The sequence below is a fragment of the Micromonospora sp. M61 genome (genome assembly GCF_018070245.1).
Classification (GTDB): Bacteria; Actinomycetota; Actinomycetes; order Mycobacteriales; family Micromonosporaceae; genus Micromonospora; species Micromonospora zamorensis.
This window is the reverse complement of the sequence record NZ_JAGPYA010000034.1, coordinates 24,625-39,229: the sequence shown is the minus strand read 5'-3', so window position 1 is coordinate 39,229 and position 14,605 is coordinate 24,625. Positions and strand designations below refer to the sequence as shown.

Genomic DNA, 14,605 nt, shown 5'->3' with positions numbered 1-14,605 from the left:
ACGACGGGCCGGCTGCCCGCCGCAGGTCAGGCGGATGCCCTCCTGGGCCAGCGACCCACGTCGGTGTTAGCGTCAGCGAGACAACTTCATATCCGACAGGGGAGCGCACAGCGCTGAGAGTGCGGGCATGCCCGCAGACCCTCGAACCTGATCTGGGTAATGCCAGCGCAGGGAGTTCGGTCGACCTCCAGCCGCGCCGCAGTCCGGTGCCACCGGACGCGGCGTGCGTCTTCTCCTGGTTCGCACTCACGAACTGGGAGCAACACATGAAATCCACCACCGACACACACCGTTGGCGGACCATCGACATCGTGGTCGCCTCGGTGATCGCGGTCGCCTTCGGCGTCATCTTCTGGGCCTGGGGACTGGTCTGGAGCGCCACCGAGGGTGCGTTCGCCTTCTTCCCGCCGGCGCAGGCGCTGCTGTACGGCGTCTGGCTGATGCCGGCCGTGATCGGCGGTCTGGTCATCCGCAAGCCCGGTGCTGCGCTCTACTGCGAGACGGTGGCCGCGGTCCTCTCCGCGCTGCTGGGCAGCCAGTGGGCCGGCACGGTGATCCCGCAGGGCATCGTGCAGGGCATCGGCGCGGAGCTGGCGTTCGCCGCCTTCCGGTACCGGTCGTTCCGCCTGCCCACCGCGGTGGTGGCCGGCGCGCTGACCGGTCTCAGCGCCGCGCTGTTCGACTTCTTCATCTGGAACGTCGACTACGCGCTGGCCGACTACCGCATCCCGTACGCGCTGATCACCATCGTCAGCGCCACGGTGATCGCCGGAGCGGGCGGCTGGCTGCTGACCAAGGCCCTGGCCAACACCGGTGTCCTGGACCGTTTCCCGGTAGGCCGGGACCGCGCCCTGATCTGACCCCACCCACTCGCGTCGATCATGAGGTTGACGGGCGGATGGATCTTCAGAACCACCGTCAACCTCATGATCGACCGTGCAGGGTGGAGCCGGGGCTTGGGAGGGGGTGTTTGGTGGGCGGGGTACTGCTGCGGGGGTTCGGTTGGCGGCACGCCGGGCGGCGCGCGTGGGCTCTGCGCGGGGTCGACCTGCGGGTTGAGGTCGGGGAGCGGGTGCTGCTGCTCGGGCCCTCGGGGGCCGGCAAGAGCACCCTGCTCAACGCGCTCGCCGGGCTGCTACCCGAGGACTCCGGCGAGCAGGAGGGCACCGTCGAGATCGACGGGCTCGACCCCCGCAAGGGCCGGGAACGGGTCGGCATCGTCTTCCAGGACCCGGAAACCCAGCTGGTGATGGCCCGCTGCGGCGACGACGTCGCGTTCGGGCTGGAGAACCGGGGAGTGCCCGCCGACGAGATCTGGCCCCGGGTGGACGAGGCGCTGCACCGGGTCGGCTTCCCGTACTCCCGGGACCGCAACACGGCCGCACTGTCCGGCGGCGAGCAGCAACGCCTGGCCCTGGCCGGCGCGCTGGCCCTGCGCCCCGGCCTGCTGCTGCTCGACGAGCCGACCGCCAACCTCGACCCGGCCGGGGCCGAGCTGATCCGGCAGGCGGTTGCCGGGGCGCTGGACGCCGACACCACGCTGATCCTGGTCGAGCACCGGGTCGCCGAGGCGCTGCCACTGGTCGACCGGGTGGTCGTCCTGGACCCGGGCGGCGGGGTCCGTGCGGACGGCACGCCCGAGGCGGTCTTCGCCGCCCACGGCGCCGCCCTGGCCGCCGAGGGAGTCTGGGTGCCGGGTCACCCCATCGCGCCCCGGCGGGCCACCGCCGCTCCGGGCGAGCTGTTGCTCACCGCCGACCGGCTCGGCCTGCCACCCCGGCTGGCCTCCACCGATCTGGCGGTACGCGCCGGAGAGGCACTCGCCGTACGCGGACCCAACGGCGCCGGCAAGTCCACCCTGGCGTTGCTGCTCGGCGGGCTGCTCCGGCCAGGCACCGGCCGGGTCACCGCGTCCGCCGAGTTGGCCGGCGCGGACCATCGCACTCCCCCGCACCGCTGGCGGGCACCCGCGCTGACCCGCCGGATCGGGTCGGTCTTCCAGGACCCGGAGCACCAGTTCGTCACGAGCACCGTCTTCGACGAGCTGGCGCTGGGCCCGCGCCGCACCGGTCAACCCGAGGCAGCCGTGCGGGAGACCGTAGCCGGGCTGCTGGAGCGACTACGACTGGATCGGCTCGCCGCCGCCAACCCGTACACCCTCTCCGGGGGCGAGGCGCGGCGGCTGAGCGTGGCGACGGCCCTGGCCACCGCGCCCCGTCTGTTGATCTGCGACGAACCGACCTTCGGCCAGGACCGGCGGACCTGGCGGGAGCTGGTCGACCTCTTCGCCGAGCTGCGCGACGCCGGGCACGGCGTGGTCGCGGTCACCCACGACGCGGACTTCGTCGCCGCTCTCGCCGACCGCACCGTCACCCTGCACCGGGCCGTGACCGGCGACCGTGCCCGATGATCAACATCGAACCGGTCGCCGCGCCCGGTGCGCCGTTGGCCCGCCGCAACCCGGTGGCGAAGGTCGCCGCGGCGTTGGTCTTCTCGTTCACCCTGCTGGCCACCCTGGACCCGGTGGCCCCGGCGATCGCCATCGCGCTCGAACTCGCCGTACTCCCGCTGTTCGGCATCCGCTACCGGGTGCTGGCCCGGCGGGCCTGGCCGCTGCTCCTCAGCGCCACCGGCATCCTGGTCACCCTGGTGCTCTTCGCCGCCGACAGGTCCGGTCGGGTCCTGCTGGACGCCGGGCCGGTGTTCGTGAGCACCGGCGTGCTGCTCACCGCGCTCGGCCTGGTGCTGCGGGTCTTCGCGGTGGCACTGCCGGGCGTGATCGTCTTCGCGACCACCGACCCCACCGACCTGGCCGACGCGCTGATCCAGAACGCGAAGGCGCCGGCCCGGTTCGCCATCGGGGCGCTCGCCGCGTTCCGGCTGGTGCCGCTGCTCGGTCAGGAGTGGCAGATGATCAGCATGGCCCGGCGGGCGCGGGGCGTCGACGCGGGACGCAACCCGGTGGCGAAGCTACGACTGTTCGCCTCCACCGCGTTCGCGCTGCTGGTCGGGGCGATCCGCCGGGGCACCCGGCTGGCCGTGGCGATGGACGCGCGTGGCTTCGACGCCGGCACGCCCCGGACCGTGGCCCGCCGGCAGCGCTTCACCCGGGCCGACGGGCTGCTCGTCGCCGGGGCAGCCACCCTGGCCGCCGGCGCACTGACCACGAGCATCCTCCTCGGCAGCTTCCGCCCCCTGATCGGCTGACCTGACCCCTTCTCTCCACGCAGGGCGCCGCCCGGCGTCCGTTCGCGTCGCCGCGCGGGCATGATCCGCACAACATCAGGGATGGTGCTGCTTCGTTGGGCGGTGAGGCAGCACCATCCCTGAAGTTGCTGTCTGCCTCACCGCCCACGGCGTCGGGGACAGCGCGCCGGGTGGGTGCGGGGTCGGTCAGCTGCGGCGGAAGGCGTAGCGGCGGCTCTGGCCGGCTTGTTGACCACGCCCGCCGGCCGAGCGTGTCCCGCCACCCTGCGGCGGTCCGGCGGTCGGCGCCTTCGGTCGCCCGGCGACCTTCGGCAGGTCTGCCACCACCGGCGCGTCGACTGCTGCCGGCACGTCGAACGGCGGCACCAGCTCACCCGGCACCACCGCTGGCGGAGCCGGCTGACTCAGCACCGCCGGCGGAGCCGGCTGACTCAGCACCGCCGGCAGCGCCGGCTCGACCAGCACTGCCGGCTCACCCAACCCCGCCGGAAGCGCGGGATCGACCAGGAGAGCCGGTTGGACCGCGAGATCGAAGTCGGGGCGGGTCGGTAGGAGCGCGTCATGGCCGGCCGCCGTGTCTGTGCCGGCGGACGTAGGTGCGGCTGAACGGGATTTCTTCCGGTTGCGCCTGGCAGGCATCCGGGCCTCCTTCAAAGCCGACCGGCACGGCCGGTCCCGCGCGCCGGCGGTCGGTCGGATCGGCTGACGACCGTCGTCGTGCGACGGTCCAACGGGGAAGGGACTGCTCACCGGGGGTCGGGGCACAGCCAGCGCCGCCGAAGGGCGGGTGGGAGATGCGGGACGCCCGGGAGCGCACGGACCGCGACGCGGGGCGGCGGGCCGGCTCGGAAGTGGGGCGTCAGTTGCGCATGCCCGCACTCTATCGGCACCAGGTGGGGCGGTGCAGCCGATTTTCCTGGCACCATCGGCGGCATGCTGATCGCGTTCTCGATAACCCCGCTCGGTGTCGGTGAGTCCGTTGGTGACCTGGTCGCCGAGGCGGTACGGGTGGTCCGCGACTCGGGCCTTCCCAACCGCACCGACGCCATGTTCACCACCGTCGAGGGTGAGTGGGACGAGGTGATGGCGGTCGTCAAACAGGCGGTCGACGTGGTGGCCGCGCAGGCACCCCGGGTGAGCGTGGTGCTCAAGGCCGACATCCGGCCGGGGGTGACCGACGCGCTCACCGCGAAGGTGGCGCACGTGGAGAACCGGCTGGCCCAGGGCTGAGCGCCATCGGTCGGTGACCGGCTGTTGGGCAGCGCTCCCCCATGGCCCCCGCGTCGCGATACCGTCGCAACACATTGACACGACGGCGAGAGGTGGCGGCACGGATGGTTGAGCAGGCGAGGGCGCAGATTGGTGTGACCGGGCTGGCGGTGATGGGTCGGAATGTGGCCCGCAACCTGGCCCGCAACGGCTTCACGGTGGCAGTGCACAACCGGTCGCCGGAACGCACCCGCAGCCTGGTTGCCGAGCACGGTGACGAGGGCACGTTCGTGCCCGGCGAGTCGATGGCCGATTTCGTGGCGTCGTTGGAGCGCCCCCGCGCGGTCATCGTCATGGTCAAGGCTGGCGCGCCCACCGACGCGGTGATCGACGAGTTGGTGCCGCTGCTGGAAGAGGGCGACATCATCGTCGACTGCGGCAACGCCCACTTCGCCGACACCCGCCGTCGGGAGGAGGCGCTGCGCGCGCAGGGCCTGCACTTCAGCGGCACCGGCGTCTCCGGTGGCGAGGAGGGCGCGCTGCGTGGGCCGAGCATCATGCCGGGCGGTTCCGCCGAGTCGTACGCCAAGCTCGGGCCGATGTTCGAGAAGATCGCCGCGCAGGTGGACGGTGTGCCGTGCTGCATGCACGTCGGGCCGGACGGCGCCGGGCACTTCGTCAAGATGGTGCACAACGGCATCGAGTACGCCGACATGCAGCTCATCGCCGAGGCGTACGACCTGCTGCGGGCCGGTCTGGGCGCGGAGCCGGCGGAGATCGCGGAGATCTTCCGCGACTGGAACAACGGCGAGCTGGAGTCGTTCCTCATCGAGATCACCGCCGATGTGCTCGCGCACACCGATGCGGCGACCGGCCGGGCGTTCGTGGACATCGTGCAGGACCGTGCCGAGCAGAAGGGCACCGGCCGGTGGACGGTGCAGAGCGCCCTGGACCTGGGCATCCCGATCACCGGGATCGCCGAGGCGACCTTCGCCCGGTCGCTCTCCGGGCACGTCGACCAGCGGGAGGCGGCCCGTCGGGCGTTCCCGGACGCGGGTGAGAAGTGGCAGGTCGCCGACCGGGACGCGTTCATCGAGGACGTCCGCCGGGCGCTGCTCGCTTCCAAGATCGTTGCGTACGCGCAGGGCTTCGACCACATCCGGGCCGGCAGCCAGGAATACAACTGGGACATCGACCTCGGCGGCACCGCGACGATCTGGCGGGGCGGCTGCATCATCCGGGCCCGCTTCCTCAACCGGATCCGCGAGGCGTACGACCAGCAGCCCGACCTGTCGACGCTGCTGGTGGCACCGTACTTCGCCGAGGCGGTCGCCGCCGGTGTGCCGAGCTGGCGCCGGGTGGTGGGTGACGCGACCCGGGCCGGTGTGCCGACGCCCGCGTTCTCGTCGTCGCTGGCGTACTTCGACGCGCTGCGCGCCGAGCGGCTGCCCGCCGCGCTGATCCAGGGTCTGCGGGACAACTTCGGGGCGCACACCTACCAGCGGGTGGACCGGGACGGCTCGTTCCACACCACCTGGGCCGGCGACCGCGCCGAGTCCCCCGCCTGACCTGAGCGACGGTCACCTGGCCCCGCCCACGTGGGGTCAGGTGACCGTGGCGTGCATCTCCCAGACGAGGATCTCGGCTGGTTCGTCGGCGGTGACCCGCCGGCCGCCGGTCATGGTGAGCCGGGCCGCGTCGCCGGTGCCGAGTGGGCCGCTGCCCTCCAGGGTCACCGTGCCGTTGGGCACGTACAGGTGCACGAATGGCGCGTCGGGGATGGTGACCTCGTCGCCGGGGGCGAGTCGGGCGGCGTGCAGGGTCGCGTACCGGTTGCGGATCCGGATGGCGGACGCCCCGTCGTAGCGTTCCATCCCGGAGGCGATCGGCACCAGGCCGCCGCGGAGCAGCTCGTCCTCGATCTCCAACTGCTCGTAGCCGGGGTCGCCGCCCTCCTCGTCGGGGAGCACCCACATCTGCACGAAGTGGACCGGGTCGCTGTGCGGCTCCTGGTTGTTGAGCCGCCAGGCGTCGTTCTTCTCCGAGTGCAGGATGCCGGTGCCGGCGCTCATCCGCTGCGCCAGCCCCGGGTAGATCACCCCGGAGTGCCCGGTGGAGTCCTGGTGCACCAGGGAGCCACGCAGCACCCAGGTGACGATCTCCATGTCCTGGTGCGGGTGGGTCTCGAAGCCGGCACCCGGTCGCACCACGTCGTCGTTGTTGACCAGCAGCAGACCGTGATGGGTGTTGGCCGGGTCGTAGTGCCGGGAGAACGAGAACGAGTGGTGGGAGTCGAGCCAGGAGATCCGGGTGGAGAAGCGGTCCTCGCCACGACGGATGTCGACGGCGGGCGCGGGCGCGGTCACCAGGCACGCTGCCCGGTGTCGGAGGTCGACGGCGCCCACGTCAGGGCCGGTTCGCCGGTGGCCAGCTCGGCGATCTCACCGGTGCGCAGCTGCGGGGTGTGGCCGAACTCGGCGCAGTGCTGCTCGGCGATCTCGGCGCAGATGTCGGCCACCTGTTCGCAGATCGGGTCACCCAGATCGGCCGCGTTCAACGCCATGATCATCTTGAACCGAAGATCCCGCACACCCACCCCAACCGCAGTAGTCCCGCCACGTCCGGACCCTACCCGCCGCCCTTTCGCGAGACCCCGAAACGACAGCTCAGTCCCCCAGCCGGAACCCCTCCGCCCCGGCCGCGTCGATCATGCAGTTGTGGTGCCGCACAGAAGTGGCGAAAGCGGTGGAACCGCCCACCACAACTCCATGATCGACCGGGTTGGGGGCGGGTTGGGGCACAGGGAGGCGCCGCCCACACGGGGTGTGGGCGGCGCCGGTGGGTCTGGGGTTAGAAGAAGCGGCGGCGCTTGGCCTTCTGCGGGCGCATCAGGTCAGCGCCCCTGGTCAGCAACCGGGTAGCCCCGGAGGGACCACGCCGGGCCTCCAGGGTATGGCTGAGCCGGCGAGCACCGGCAGCCGCCAGTGGCACCGCGACCGCCATCACCGCCCACTGGGCAATGCGCTTCTGGATCATGTGGGTTCACCTCCGTCAGTGGCTTCTGACGTCTCTGATACCCCGAGTGACGTGCGGGTAAGCGTCGGTTCAGAGAACCGGGGCGACCGGGTTGGGCAGCGCCCCGCCGAAGCGCCGGTCCCGCTGCGCGTACAGCTCGCACGCGTACCAGAGATGGCGGCGATCGAAGTCGGGCCAGAGCGTGTCCAGGAAGACGAGCTCGGCGTACGCGGCCTGCCAGAGCAGGAAGTTGGAGATCCGCTCCTCGCCTGAGGGGCGCAGGAACAGGTCGACCTCCGGGACCTCCGGGTGGTAGAGGTACTTCGCGACGGTCTTCTCGCTGACCTTCGCCGGATCCAGCCGGCCGGCCGCCACGTCCCGTGCGATCGCGGCTGCGGCGTCGCCGATCTCGGCCTGCCCGCCGTAGTTGACGCAGAACTGCAGGGTCAGCGTCGAGTTGTCGCGGGACATCTCCTCGGCGGTCTGCAACTCGGAGATGACGCTCTTCCACAACCGCCCGGCCCGGCCCGACCAGACCACCCGGACGCCGAGGTCGACCAACTCGTCGCGACGGCGACGGATCACGTCCCGGTTGAACCCCATCAGGAACCGGACCTCATCCGGCGAGCGCCGCCAGTTCTCGGTGGAGAACGCGTACACCGACAGGTACGGGATGCCCATCTCGATCGCACCCTCGATGGTGTCGAAGAGGCTGTGCTCCCCCGCCTCGTGCCCCTTCGTGCGGGGCAGCCCGCGGTCCTTGGCCCAGCGGCCGTTGCCGTCCATCACCACCGCCACGTGCTTCGGCACCGCGTCGCCGGGCAGCGCCGGCGGCCGGGCGCCGGACGGGTGTGGTGTCGGTGGCGTCGGCTCGCGCCGGCCGGCCTTCTTCGATCGGATCACTCGGTCACTCCCTGTTCGCGCCGTCCGCCCCGGCCTCGACGTCGCCACGTGGCCGGAGCACCACGGCCCCGGTGCCATCCGGCGGCGAGGCCGTGCTGGTCGCCGAGGGACCCCGGTCGACCAGCGGCAGCGAGCGTAGCGCGCGCTCCAGGTGCCACTGGAGGTGAGCCGCGACCAGCCCACTGCACTCCCGGCGTACGCCGGCTTCGGTGGCGTCGGCGAGCACCCAGTCACCGGTGGTCAGCGCGGACATCAGGTCGACGGTGGCCGGCGCGGGGTGGGCCGCGCCGGGTGGTCGGCAATCGGGACAGACCGTGCCGCCGGCGGGCACGGAGAATGCCCGATGCCGGCCGGGGGTGCCGCACACGGCGCAGGCGATCAGCGCCGGCGCCCAGCCCGCGAGGGCCATTCCCCGCAGCAGGTACGCGTCGAGCACCAGGGTGGTGGCGTGCTCGCCCCGGGACAGCGCCTTCAACGCGCCCACGGTGAGCTGGAACAGCCGCAGCGACGGCTCCCGCTCCACCGGGGTCAGTCGCTCGGCGGTCTCGGCGATCGCGCTCGCCGCCGTGTAGCGCGGATAATCCCCCAGGAACCGCTTGCCGTACAGGTCGATGCCCTCGACCTGGCTGACGCTGTGCAGTGAGCTGCCGTGGTTGCCCTTCGGGTCGCCGGCGAGCTGGAGGTCGACGTGGCCGAACGGTTCCAGCCGGGCGCCGAACTTGCTGGTGGTGCGGCGGATCCCCCGGGCCACTGCGCGCAGCCGGCCATGTCGACGGGTCAGCAGGGTGATGATCCGGTCGGACTCGCCGAGTTTCTGCACACGCAGCACCACCGCGTCGTCGCGGTAGAGCTGTCGGCGATACCCGGCCATCGGGCCATTCTCCCTCGGGGTGTGAAATCAGGGTCGGTTCGGGGTGGATGCGCGGATGAACCCCGATGCGCGTGGCTCCGCACCGGCCGTAGCGTGCTGGCCATGGCAATGCAATCCACCACCGACGCCCGCCGTCGTCGCGCCGCCACCCCCATCGCCCTGGGGCTGGCAACCGCCCTCATCGTGCTCGCAGGGTGCGACAACCTGGCCATGCGCCGGCTCGACTACGACGACACCGAGGCCGTGAAGATCACCACCATCCGGGTGCTGCCGGGTGCCGGCGACGTGATCGTCCGGGGCACCGCCACCGCCGCGGAGGCGCGGATCAAGCGGGTGGTGCGCTACCAGGGCGGCGAGCCCAAGGCCCGGTACGAGATCAAGGGCAGCGAGCTGGTGCTGGACACCGACTGCGGCGACCGGTGCAGCGTGTCCTACGAGGTGGCCGTGCCGGAGGGCGTCGCCCTTCAGGGCGAGTCCGGCTCCGGCGATGTCGAGCTGAGCCGGGTCGGCGCGGTGGACCTGCGCCTGGGCTCCGGTAACGTCCGGGTCAACGGCGCCTCCGGCACGGTCGGGGTGGAGACCGGGTCCGGGAACATCGACGTGAGCGAGGCCGGTGGGACGATCCGCCTCCGCGCCGGCTCGGGGGACATCACGGCGCGCCGCCTCGGTGGCGCGGCGGACGCCGAGGCCGGCTCCGGCAATGTCACAGTCGAGCTGGACAAGCCAGCCTCGGCCCGGGCGCACGCCTCCAGCGGCGACGTCACGATGCTGGTGCCGGCGGGCAGCTACCAGGTGCGCTCCAGCACCGGTTCCGGCGACGCGCGGATCACCGTCACGCACGACCCGGCCGCGACCGACGTGCTCGACGGCTCGGCCGGCAGCGGCAACGTCACGATCACCCAGCGCTGACATCGCTCCGTGCCGCCGCAGCCCGCTGCGGTGGCACCACCGCCCGCCCGCGGGTGGCCATGGCCGGCTGCTCGTCGGGACGGTCGCGGCGCTCGGTGGAGGGCTGTTCGCGGCCCTCAGTGTCGGGCTGTTCGGCCAGCTCGGTTGCCTGGACCGGGCCGCCGGGGATCAGCTCCGGGCGGCGACGGGCGGCGACGTCCTCGACCCAACCGACGGCCAGGGTGACCACCCCGACCAGCGCGAAGACCAGCACCACCCGGATGGCCAGACCCACCGGGTCCTGATGGGACCAACCCACCACGTCGACCAGCGGAGTGAGCGCCACCACGAACGGCATGTGCCAGAGATAGATGGTGAGCGCCCGCCGGTTGACCACGGTCACCGACCGGTCAGGCAGCCGGCTTCGGCCCAGCCAGGCCACCCCGGCGGGGGCTCGGCCCAGCACGATCAGGATGAACGCGGCCGACCAGAGCGCGTTGCCGAGGTGGTTGTCGTTGAGGTCGTACCCGCGCGGGCCGGGATGCCCGACGATCCAGGCGCCGCCGGTCACCGCGAGCGCGAGCGCCACCGGGTACAGCACCCGACCGGCGAGCCGGCGCAGCATCCCGGCGTGATGGGCGAAGCCGAGCATCCACGCTCCGAAGTAGAGCCCGAACTCGCGCAGCACCGGAGGCGCCGGGTAGATCCCCACCTCGATCGCCACCAGCAGGAGGTACGGGGCGAGCAGGGTCAGCAGCGGGGCACGCCGGAACAGCCAGAACGCGACCGGTGAGGCGAGCACGAACCACAGGTAGTCGCGCAGGTACCAGATGATGCTCAGCGCCAGGGCGCCCCAGTTGTTGGCCGGCGGGTCGGCGATCGGAAACAGCCACAGCAGCACCCGAGGGCTCATCGGCATCCCGCTGAGCAGCATGGCCGGCACGAAGACCGCCGCGAGCACCCACAACGACGGCAGCAGCCGCCGCAGCCGCCGCCCGACCGCCGCCGGCCCGGAACGGGTCAACGAAGCGGCCATCAGCGAGCCGGCCAGCGCGAACATCACCGACATGGCGGGGAAGACGAGGGTGAGGGTCGCCCATCCCGTGACGTGGTAGACGACAACTCGAACGATGGCCAGGAAACGGAGCAGATCGAGATACCGGTTGCGCATCAGCCTGCATCTGGGTCGGGGACGCGGGGCGTAACTCCCCTACCCTGCGCGGTGCCCGCGCGAAACGGTCACCACCCCGACCAAACGTGAGCCTTTCCACCCACCTGACCGAAGACGATCATGGAGTACGGCGGCAGCTCCGGCCGCGCCGACCGGACCAGCCCCCAGCCGGCCGGTGTGGTGGATCAGAAACCCAGCTTGCGCAGCTGCTTGGGGTCGCGCTGCCAGTCCTTCGCGACGCGGACGTGCAGGTCGAGATAGACCCGACTGCCGAGCAGCTCCTCGATCTGCCGGCGGGCGTTCGTGCCGACCTCCTTGAGCCGGCTCGCCTTGTGACCGAGAACGATGGCCTTCTGGCTGGGCCGCTCCACGTAAAGGTCGGCGTAGATCTTCATGACCTGACCCTCGGGGATCATCTCCTCCACCACCACGGCGATGGAGTGCGGCAGCTCGTCACGGACGCCCTCCAGGGCTGCCTCCCGGATCAGCTCCGCGACGAGAACCTGCTCGGGATCGTCGGTCAGCATGTCGTCCGGGTAGAGCTGCGGCGACGGCGGCAGGTATTTGGTCATCACCTCGACCAGGGTGTCCACCTGGTGCCCGGACACCGCGCTCACCGGCACGATCTCGGCGAACTCCCCCATCTGGCTCACCGCGAGCAGCTGCTCCGCCAGGCGGCGCTTGTCGACCAGGTCGGTCTTGGTGACCACCGCCAGCACTGTCGCCTTCAACTCGGCCAGCTCACCGGTGATGAACCGGTCACCACGCCCCACCGGCTCGTCCGCCGGAATGCACAGGCCGATGACGTCGACCTCCGTCCAGGTGGACCGGACCAGGTCGTTGAGGCGCTCGCCGAGCAGCGTACGGGGGCGGTGCAGGCCTGGGGTGTCGACCAGGACCAGCTGCGACTCGGGTCGGTGCAGCACGGCCCGGATGACGTGCCGGGTGGTCTGCGGCTTGTTCGAGGTGATCGCGATCTTGGTGCCGACGATGGCGTTGGTCAGCGTCGACTTGCCCGCGTTGGGCCGGCCGACGAAGCAGCCGAACCCGGCACGGTACGGCCGCGCCTCCGGGTCCTGCACGGGGCTCACTGGGTCACCGTGCCGAGGACCGTGCCGTCGGGAGCGGCCACGTGAATCGGCGCGTCCACCGTGAGGTCACGTACGGCCGCATGACCGGCGCCGTCCAGCGTCGACGCCTCGGTCACCACCGCCGCGGCCTCCAGCCGGCTCGCCCCGGCAGCCACGGCGGACGCGACCGCCAACTGCAACGCGGTGAGGGTCAACGAGGGCAGCGCGACACTGGCCGCCGCGTACGTCCGACCGTCCTGATCCCGGACCGCGGCGCCCTCCACGGCGCCGACCCGTCCGCGGGCTCCCCGGGCCAGGACGACGAGCTTGCCGTCCTCGGCGCTGAGCGTCGCCGACTCGGTGGGGGCGGGTCGGGCGGCGGGCGCGGCGGGTGTGTCAGGCATCGGCAGCTTGCCTCTCGTCATCTCGGTAGTTGTCCGTGTCGTCCCCGGGGCCGGCGTGGTCGCCACGCCCCGCGGTGTCCTGTTCGTGGCCCAACTCCACCCGGCTGACCAGGACGGTGTCGATCCGGTTGCGCCGGCCGGTGGTGCCCTCGGCGACCAGCCGGAGGCCGGCGACCTCCGCCTCCGCACCGGGGATCGGCACCCGCCCCAGCGACTGGGCGAGCAGGCCACCGACCGTCTCCACCTCGTCGGTGGGCAGATCGGTGTCGAACATCTCGCCCAGGTTCTCCACCGGCAGGCGGGCGGTCACCCGCACCGTGGAGTCCGCCAGACGTTCGACGGGCGGGCGTTCGACATCGTACTCGTCGGTGATCTCACCGACGATTTCCTCCAGGATGTCCTCGATGGTGACCAGACCGCCGGTGCCGCCGTACTCGTCGACGACGATGACCAGGTGGTTGCGGGCCGCCTGCATCTCCGACAGCAGGTCGTCGACCGGCTTGGACTCCGGCACGAAGGTCGCCGGGCGCATCAGCTCGGCCACCGGCAACTGCTCGGCCTCCGGGTCACCGCCCCGGGAACGCCGGATCAGGTCCTTGAGGTAGAGCACACCCAGCACGTCGTCGACGCTCTCGCCGATCACCGGGATGCGGGAGAAACCGGAACGCAGGAAGAGCGCCAGCGCCTGCGCGAGCGTCTTGCCCTCCTCGATCCACACCATCTCCGTACGCGGGACCATCACCTCGCGGGCGATGGTGTCGCCGAGGGCGAAGACCGAGTGGATCATCTGGCGCTCGCCGTGCTCGACCACGCCGCGTTGCTCGGCCAGGTCGACCAGCTCCCGCAACTCCACCTGCGTGGCGAACGGCCCCTCACGGAAGCCGCGCCCCGGGGTGACCGCGTTGCCGATCAGGATCAGCAACGACGCGAGCGGGTTGAGCGCCCGGCCCAGCCAGCGGACCATCGGCGCCACCGCACGACCCACGGCGTACGCGTGCTGCCGGCCGATGGTGCGCGGCGCGACGCCGACCACCACGAAGCTGACCACGGTCATCGCGCCGGCGGTCACCAGCGCGGCCCGCCAGCCGGCACCGAAGCTGTCCACCGCGACGAGCGCCACCAGCGTGGTGGCGGTCAGCTCGGCGAGCAGCCGCAACAACAGGAGCAGGTTGAGGTGCCGGACGACGTCGCCGGCGACGACCTGGAGGGTGCGGGCGCCGCGCACACCGTCACGGGCCAGCTCGGCGGCCCGGGCCGGCGAGACCGCCGCGAGAGCCGCCTCGGTCATCGCGATCAGACCGGCCAGCACCACCAGGCCGGCCGCGAAGACGATCAGCTGCAGGTCCGGAAGGCCGGCGGTGGCACCGGCCGCAAGTAACGGAGGAGTGGACATCACTGGGTGCGGGTCGACCGCCAGCTGGCCAGCAGTCGGGCCTGGAGCGCGAACATCTCCCGCTCCTCCTCCGGCTCGGCGTGGTCGTAGCCGAGCAGGTGCAGCACCCCGTGCACGGTGAGCAGGTGCAGCTCGTCGGCCGGCGCGTGCCCGGCGGTCGCCGCCTGCTTGGCCGCGACCTCCGGGCACAGCACGATGTCGCCGAGCAGGGCGGGCTCGCCGCCGGCCGGCGCGGACTCACCCGGGCCGTGGTCGACGCTGCCCTCGTCCATGGGGAAGGCGAGCACGTCGGTCGGGCCTTCGCCACCCATCCAGCGGTGGTTCAGCTCGGTCATGTAGTCGATGTCGACCAACAGCACGGACAACTCGGCGAGGGGGTTGACTCCCATCTCGTCGAGGGCGTGCCGGGCGACGGCGAGCACGGCGTCAGTGTCGACGTCGACACCGGACTCGTTGGCGATCTCGATGGACAAC

General features: G+C 71.8%; 17 protein-coding genes and 1 riboswitch. Of the genes, 6 read left to right on the top strand and 11 right to left on the bottom strand.

Going from position 1 to position 14,605, the window contains the following annotated elements; translation table 11 throughout:
* Window positions 1-87: 87 nt before the first annotated feature.
* A riboswitch (TPP riboswitch) is annotated at window positions 88-192 on the top strand.
* A gap of 74 nt (window positions 193-266) precedes the next feature.
* From KBX34_RS20135 to KBX34_RS20125, 3 genes are all read left to right on the top strand, one after another.
* On the top strand, window positions 267-860 hold the full coding sequence (locus KBX34_RS20135; RefSeq protein ID WP_088951943.1) for an ECF transporter S component: 594 nt from the start codon (window positions 267-269) through the stop codon (window positions 858-860).
* Window positions 861-973: 113 nt separating this feature from the next.
* The gene (locus KBX34_RS20130) at window positions 974-2,410 is read left to right on the top strand and encodes an ABC transporter ATP-binding protein (protein ID WP_210926280.1); all 1,437 of its coding nucleotides are present in this window, start codon (window positions 974-976) and stop codon (window positions 2,408-2,410) included.
* Window positions 2,407-3,207 carry an energy-coupling factor transporter transmembrane protein EcfT gene (locus KBX34_RS20125; protein WP_210926278.1) on the top strand — a complete coding sequence of 267 codons (801 nt, stop codon included), beginning with the start codon at window positions 2,407-2,409 and terminating at the stop codon, window positions 3,205-3,207. The genes KBX34_RS20130 and KBX34_RS20125 overlap by 4 nt, the downstream gene beginning before the upstream one ends.
* A 186-nt stretch (window positions 3,208-3,393) precedes the next feature.
* On the opposite strand, the gene KBX34_RS20120 is transcribed toward KBX34_RS20125, so the two are convergent.
* A complete protein-coding gene (locus KBX34_RS20120; protein WP_210926276.1) occupies window positions 3,394-3,846 on the bottom strand; it encodes a hypothetical protein in 453 nt (150 codons plus the stop codon).
* Between the two features lie 294 nt (window positions 3,847-4,140).
* Between KBX34_RS20120 and KBX34_RS20115 the strand changes: the two genes are divergently transcribed.
* Both KBX34_RS20115 and gndA read left to right on the top strand, forming a co-directional pair.
* Window positions 4,141-4,437 (top strand): MTH1187 family thiamine-binding protein, encoded by a 297-nt coding sequence (locus KBX34_RS20115; RefSeq protein ID WP_088949679.1) that lies wholly within the window; start codon window positions 4,141-4,143, stop codon window positions 4,435-4,437.
* Window positions 4,438-4,541: 104 nt separating this feature from the next.
* Window positions 4,542-5,984 (top strand): NADP-dependent phosphogluconate dehydrogenase, encoded by a 1,443-nt coding sequence (gene gndA, locus KBX34_RS20110; RefSeq protein WP_088949680.1) that lies wholly within the window; start codon window positions 4,542-4,544, stop codon window positions 5,982-5,984.
* Between the two features lie 36 nt (window positions 5,985-6,020).
* On the opposite strand, the gene KBX34_RS20105 is transcribed toward gndA, so the two are convergent.
* The 5 genes from KBX34_RS20105 to recO all read right to left on the bottom strand — a co-directional run bounded on the left by KBX34_RS20105 (window position 6,021) and on the right by recO (window position 9,205).
* Window positions 6,021-6,782, bottom strand: a complete 762-nt coding sequence (locus KBX34_RS20105) for a pirin-like bicupin family protein (protein WP_210793537.1) — start codon at window positions 6,780-6,782, stop codon at window positions 6,021-6,023.
* A complete protein-coding gene (locus KBX34_RS20100) occupies window positions 6,779-6,979 on the bottom strand; it encodes a thioredoxin reductase (RefSeq protein WP_231927123.1) in 201 nt (66 codons plus the stop codon). Before KBX34_RS20100 ends, KBX34_RS20105 begins: the two co-directional genes overlap by 4 nt.
* A 287-nt stretch (window positions 6,980-7,266) precedes the next feature.
* Window positions 7,267-7,452: a hypothetical protein gene (locus tag KBX34_RS20095; protein WP_088949682.1), complete on the bottom strand. Its 186-nt coding sequence runs from the start codon at window positions 7,450-7,452 to the stop codon at window positions 7,267-7,269.
* 69 nt (window positions 7,453-7,521) lie between these two features.
* A complete protein-coding gene (locus KBX34_RS20090; protein ID WP_088949683.1) occupies window positions 7,522-8,334 on the bottom strand; it encodes an isoprenyl transferase in 813 nt (270 codons plus the stop codon).
* A 4-nt stretch (window positions 8,335-8,338) separates the two neighbouring features.
* Window positions 8,339-9,205, bottom strand: a complete 867-nt coding sequence (gene recO / locus KBX34_RS20085; protein ID WP_088949684.1) for a DNA repair protein RecO — start codon at window positions 9,203-9,205, stop codon at window positions 8,339-8,341.
* A gap of 102 nt (window positions 9,206-9,307) precedes the next feature.
* Here recO and KBX34_RS20080 point away from each other — a divergent pair, with 102 nt between their 5' ends.
* Window positions 9,308-10,114, top strand: coding sequence for a DUF4097 family beta strand repeat-containing protein (locus KBX34_RS20080; RefSeq protein ID WP_210926274.1), 807 nt, complete (start codon window positions 9,308-9,310; stop codon window positions 10,112-10,114).
* On the opposite strand, the gene KBX34_RS20075 is transcribed toward KBX34_RS20080, so the two are convergent.
* The 5 genes from KBX34_RS20075 to ybeY form a co-directional block, all read right to left on the bottom strand.
* Window positions 10,101-11,264 carry an acyltransferase gene (locus KBX34_RS20075; protein WP_210926272.1) on the bottom strand — a complete coding sequence of 388 codons (1,164 nt, stop codon included), beginning with the start codon at window positions 11,262-11,264 and terminating at the stop codon, window positions 10,101-10,103. The two genes, KBX34_RS20080 and KBX34_RS20075, sit on opposite strands and share 14 nt — an antisense overlap.
* A gap of 185 nt (window positions 11,265-11,449) precedes the next feature.
* Window positions 11,450-12,346 (bottom strand): GTPase Era, encoded by an 897-nt coding sequence (gene era / locus KBX34_RS20070; protein WP_374223709.1) that lies wholly within the window; start codon window positions 12,344-12,346, stop codon window positions 11,450-11,452.
* Between the two features lie 5 nt (window positions 12,347-12,351).
* Entirely contained in the window at window positions 12,352-12,738 is a 387-nt protein-coding gene (locus tag KBX34_RS20065; RefSeq protein ID WP_088949687.1) for a cytidine deaminase, read from the bottom strand.
* The gene (locus KBX34_RS20060; protein WP_210926316.1) at window positions 12,731-14,155 is read right to left on the bottom strand and encodes a hemolysin family protein; all 1,425 of its coding nucleotides are present in this window, start codon (window positions 14,153-14,155) and stop codon (window positions 12,731-12,733) included. Before KBX34_RS20060 ends, KBX34_RS20065 begins: the two co-directional genes overlap by 8 nt.
* Window positions 14,131-14,604 carry an rRNA maturation RNase YbeY gene (gene ybeY / locus KBX34_RS20055; protein ID WP_088949688.1) on the bottom strand — a complete coding sequence of 158 codons (474 nt, stop codon included), beginning with the start codon at window positions 14,602-14,604 and terminating at the stop codon, window positions 14,131-14,133. Before ybeY ends, KBX34_RS20060 begins: the two co-directional genes overlap by 25 nt.
* Window position 14,605: the final 1 nt, after the last annotated feature.

Coding starts and splice junctions, on each gene's coding strand:
- KBX34_RS20135 (WP_088951943.1), top strand. CDS start 267: ATGAAATCCACCACCGACACACACCGTTGGCGGACCATCGACATCGTG.
- KBX34_RS20120 (WP_210926276.1), bottom strand. CDS start 3,846: ATGCCTGCCAGGCGCAACCGGAAGAAATCCCGTTCAGCCGCACCTACG.
- gndA (WP_088949680.1), top strand. CDS start 4,542: ATGGTTGAGCAGGCGAGGGCGCAGATTGGTGTGACCGGGCTGGCGGTG.
- KBX34_RS20080 (WP_210926274.1), top strand. CDS start 9,308: ATGGCAATGCAATCCACCACCGACGCCCGCCGTCGTCGCGCCGCCACC.
- recO (WP_088949684.1), bottom strand. CDS start 9,205: ATGGCCGGGTATCGCCGACAGCTCTACCGCGACGACGCGGTGGTGCTG.
- KBX34_RS20100 (WP_231927123.1), bottom strand. CDS start 6,979: ATGGCGTTGAACGCGGCCGATCTGGGTGACCCGATCTGCGAACAGGTG.
- KBX34_RS20075 (WP_210926272.1), bottom strand. CDS start 11,264: ATGCGCAACCGGTATCTCGATCTGCTCCGTTTCCTGGCCATCGTTCGA.
- KBX34_RS20095 (WP_088949682.1), bottom strand. CDS start 7,452: ATGATCCAGAAGCGCATTGCCCAGTGGGCGGTGATGGCGGTCGCGGTG.
- KBX34_RS20115 (WP_088949679.1), top strand. CDS start 4,141: ATGCTGATCGCGTTCTCGATAACCCCGCTCGGTGTCGGTGAGTCCGTT.
- KBX34_RS20125 (WP_210926278.1), top strand. CDS start 2,407: ATGATCAACATCGAACCGGTCGCCGCGCCCGGTGCGCCGTTGGCCCGC.
- KBX34_RS20065 (WP_088949687.1), bottom strand. CDS start 12,738: ATGCCTGACACACCCGCCGCGCCCGCCGCCCGACCCGCCCCCACCGAG.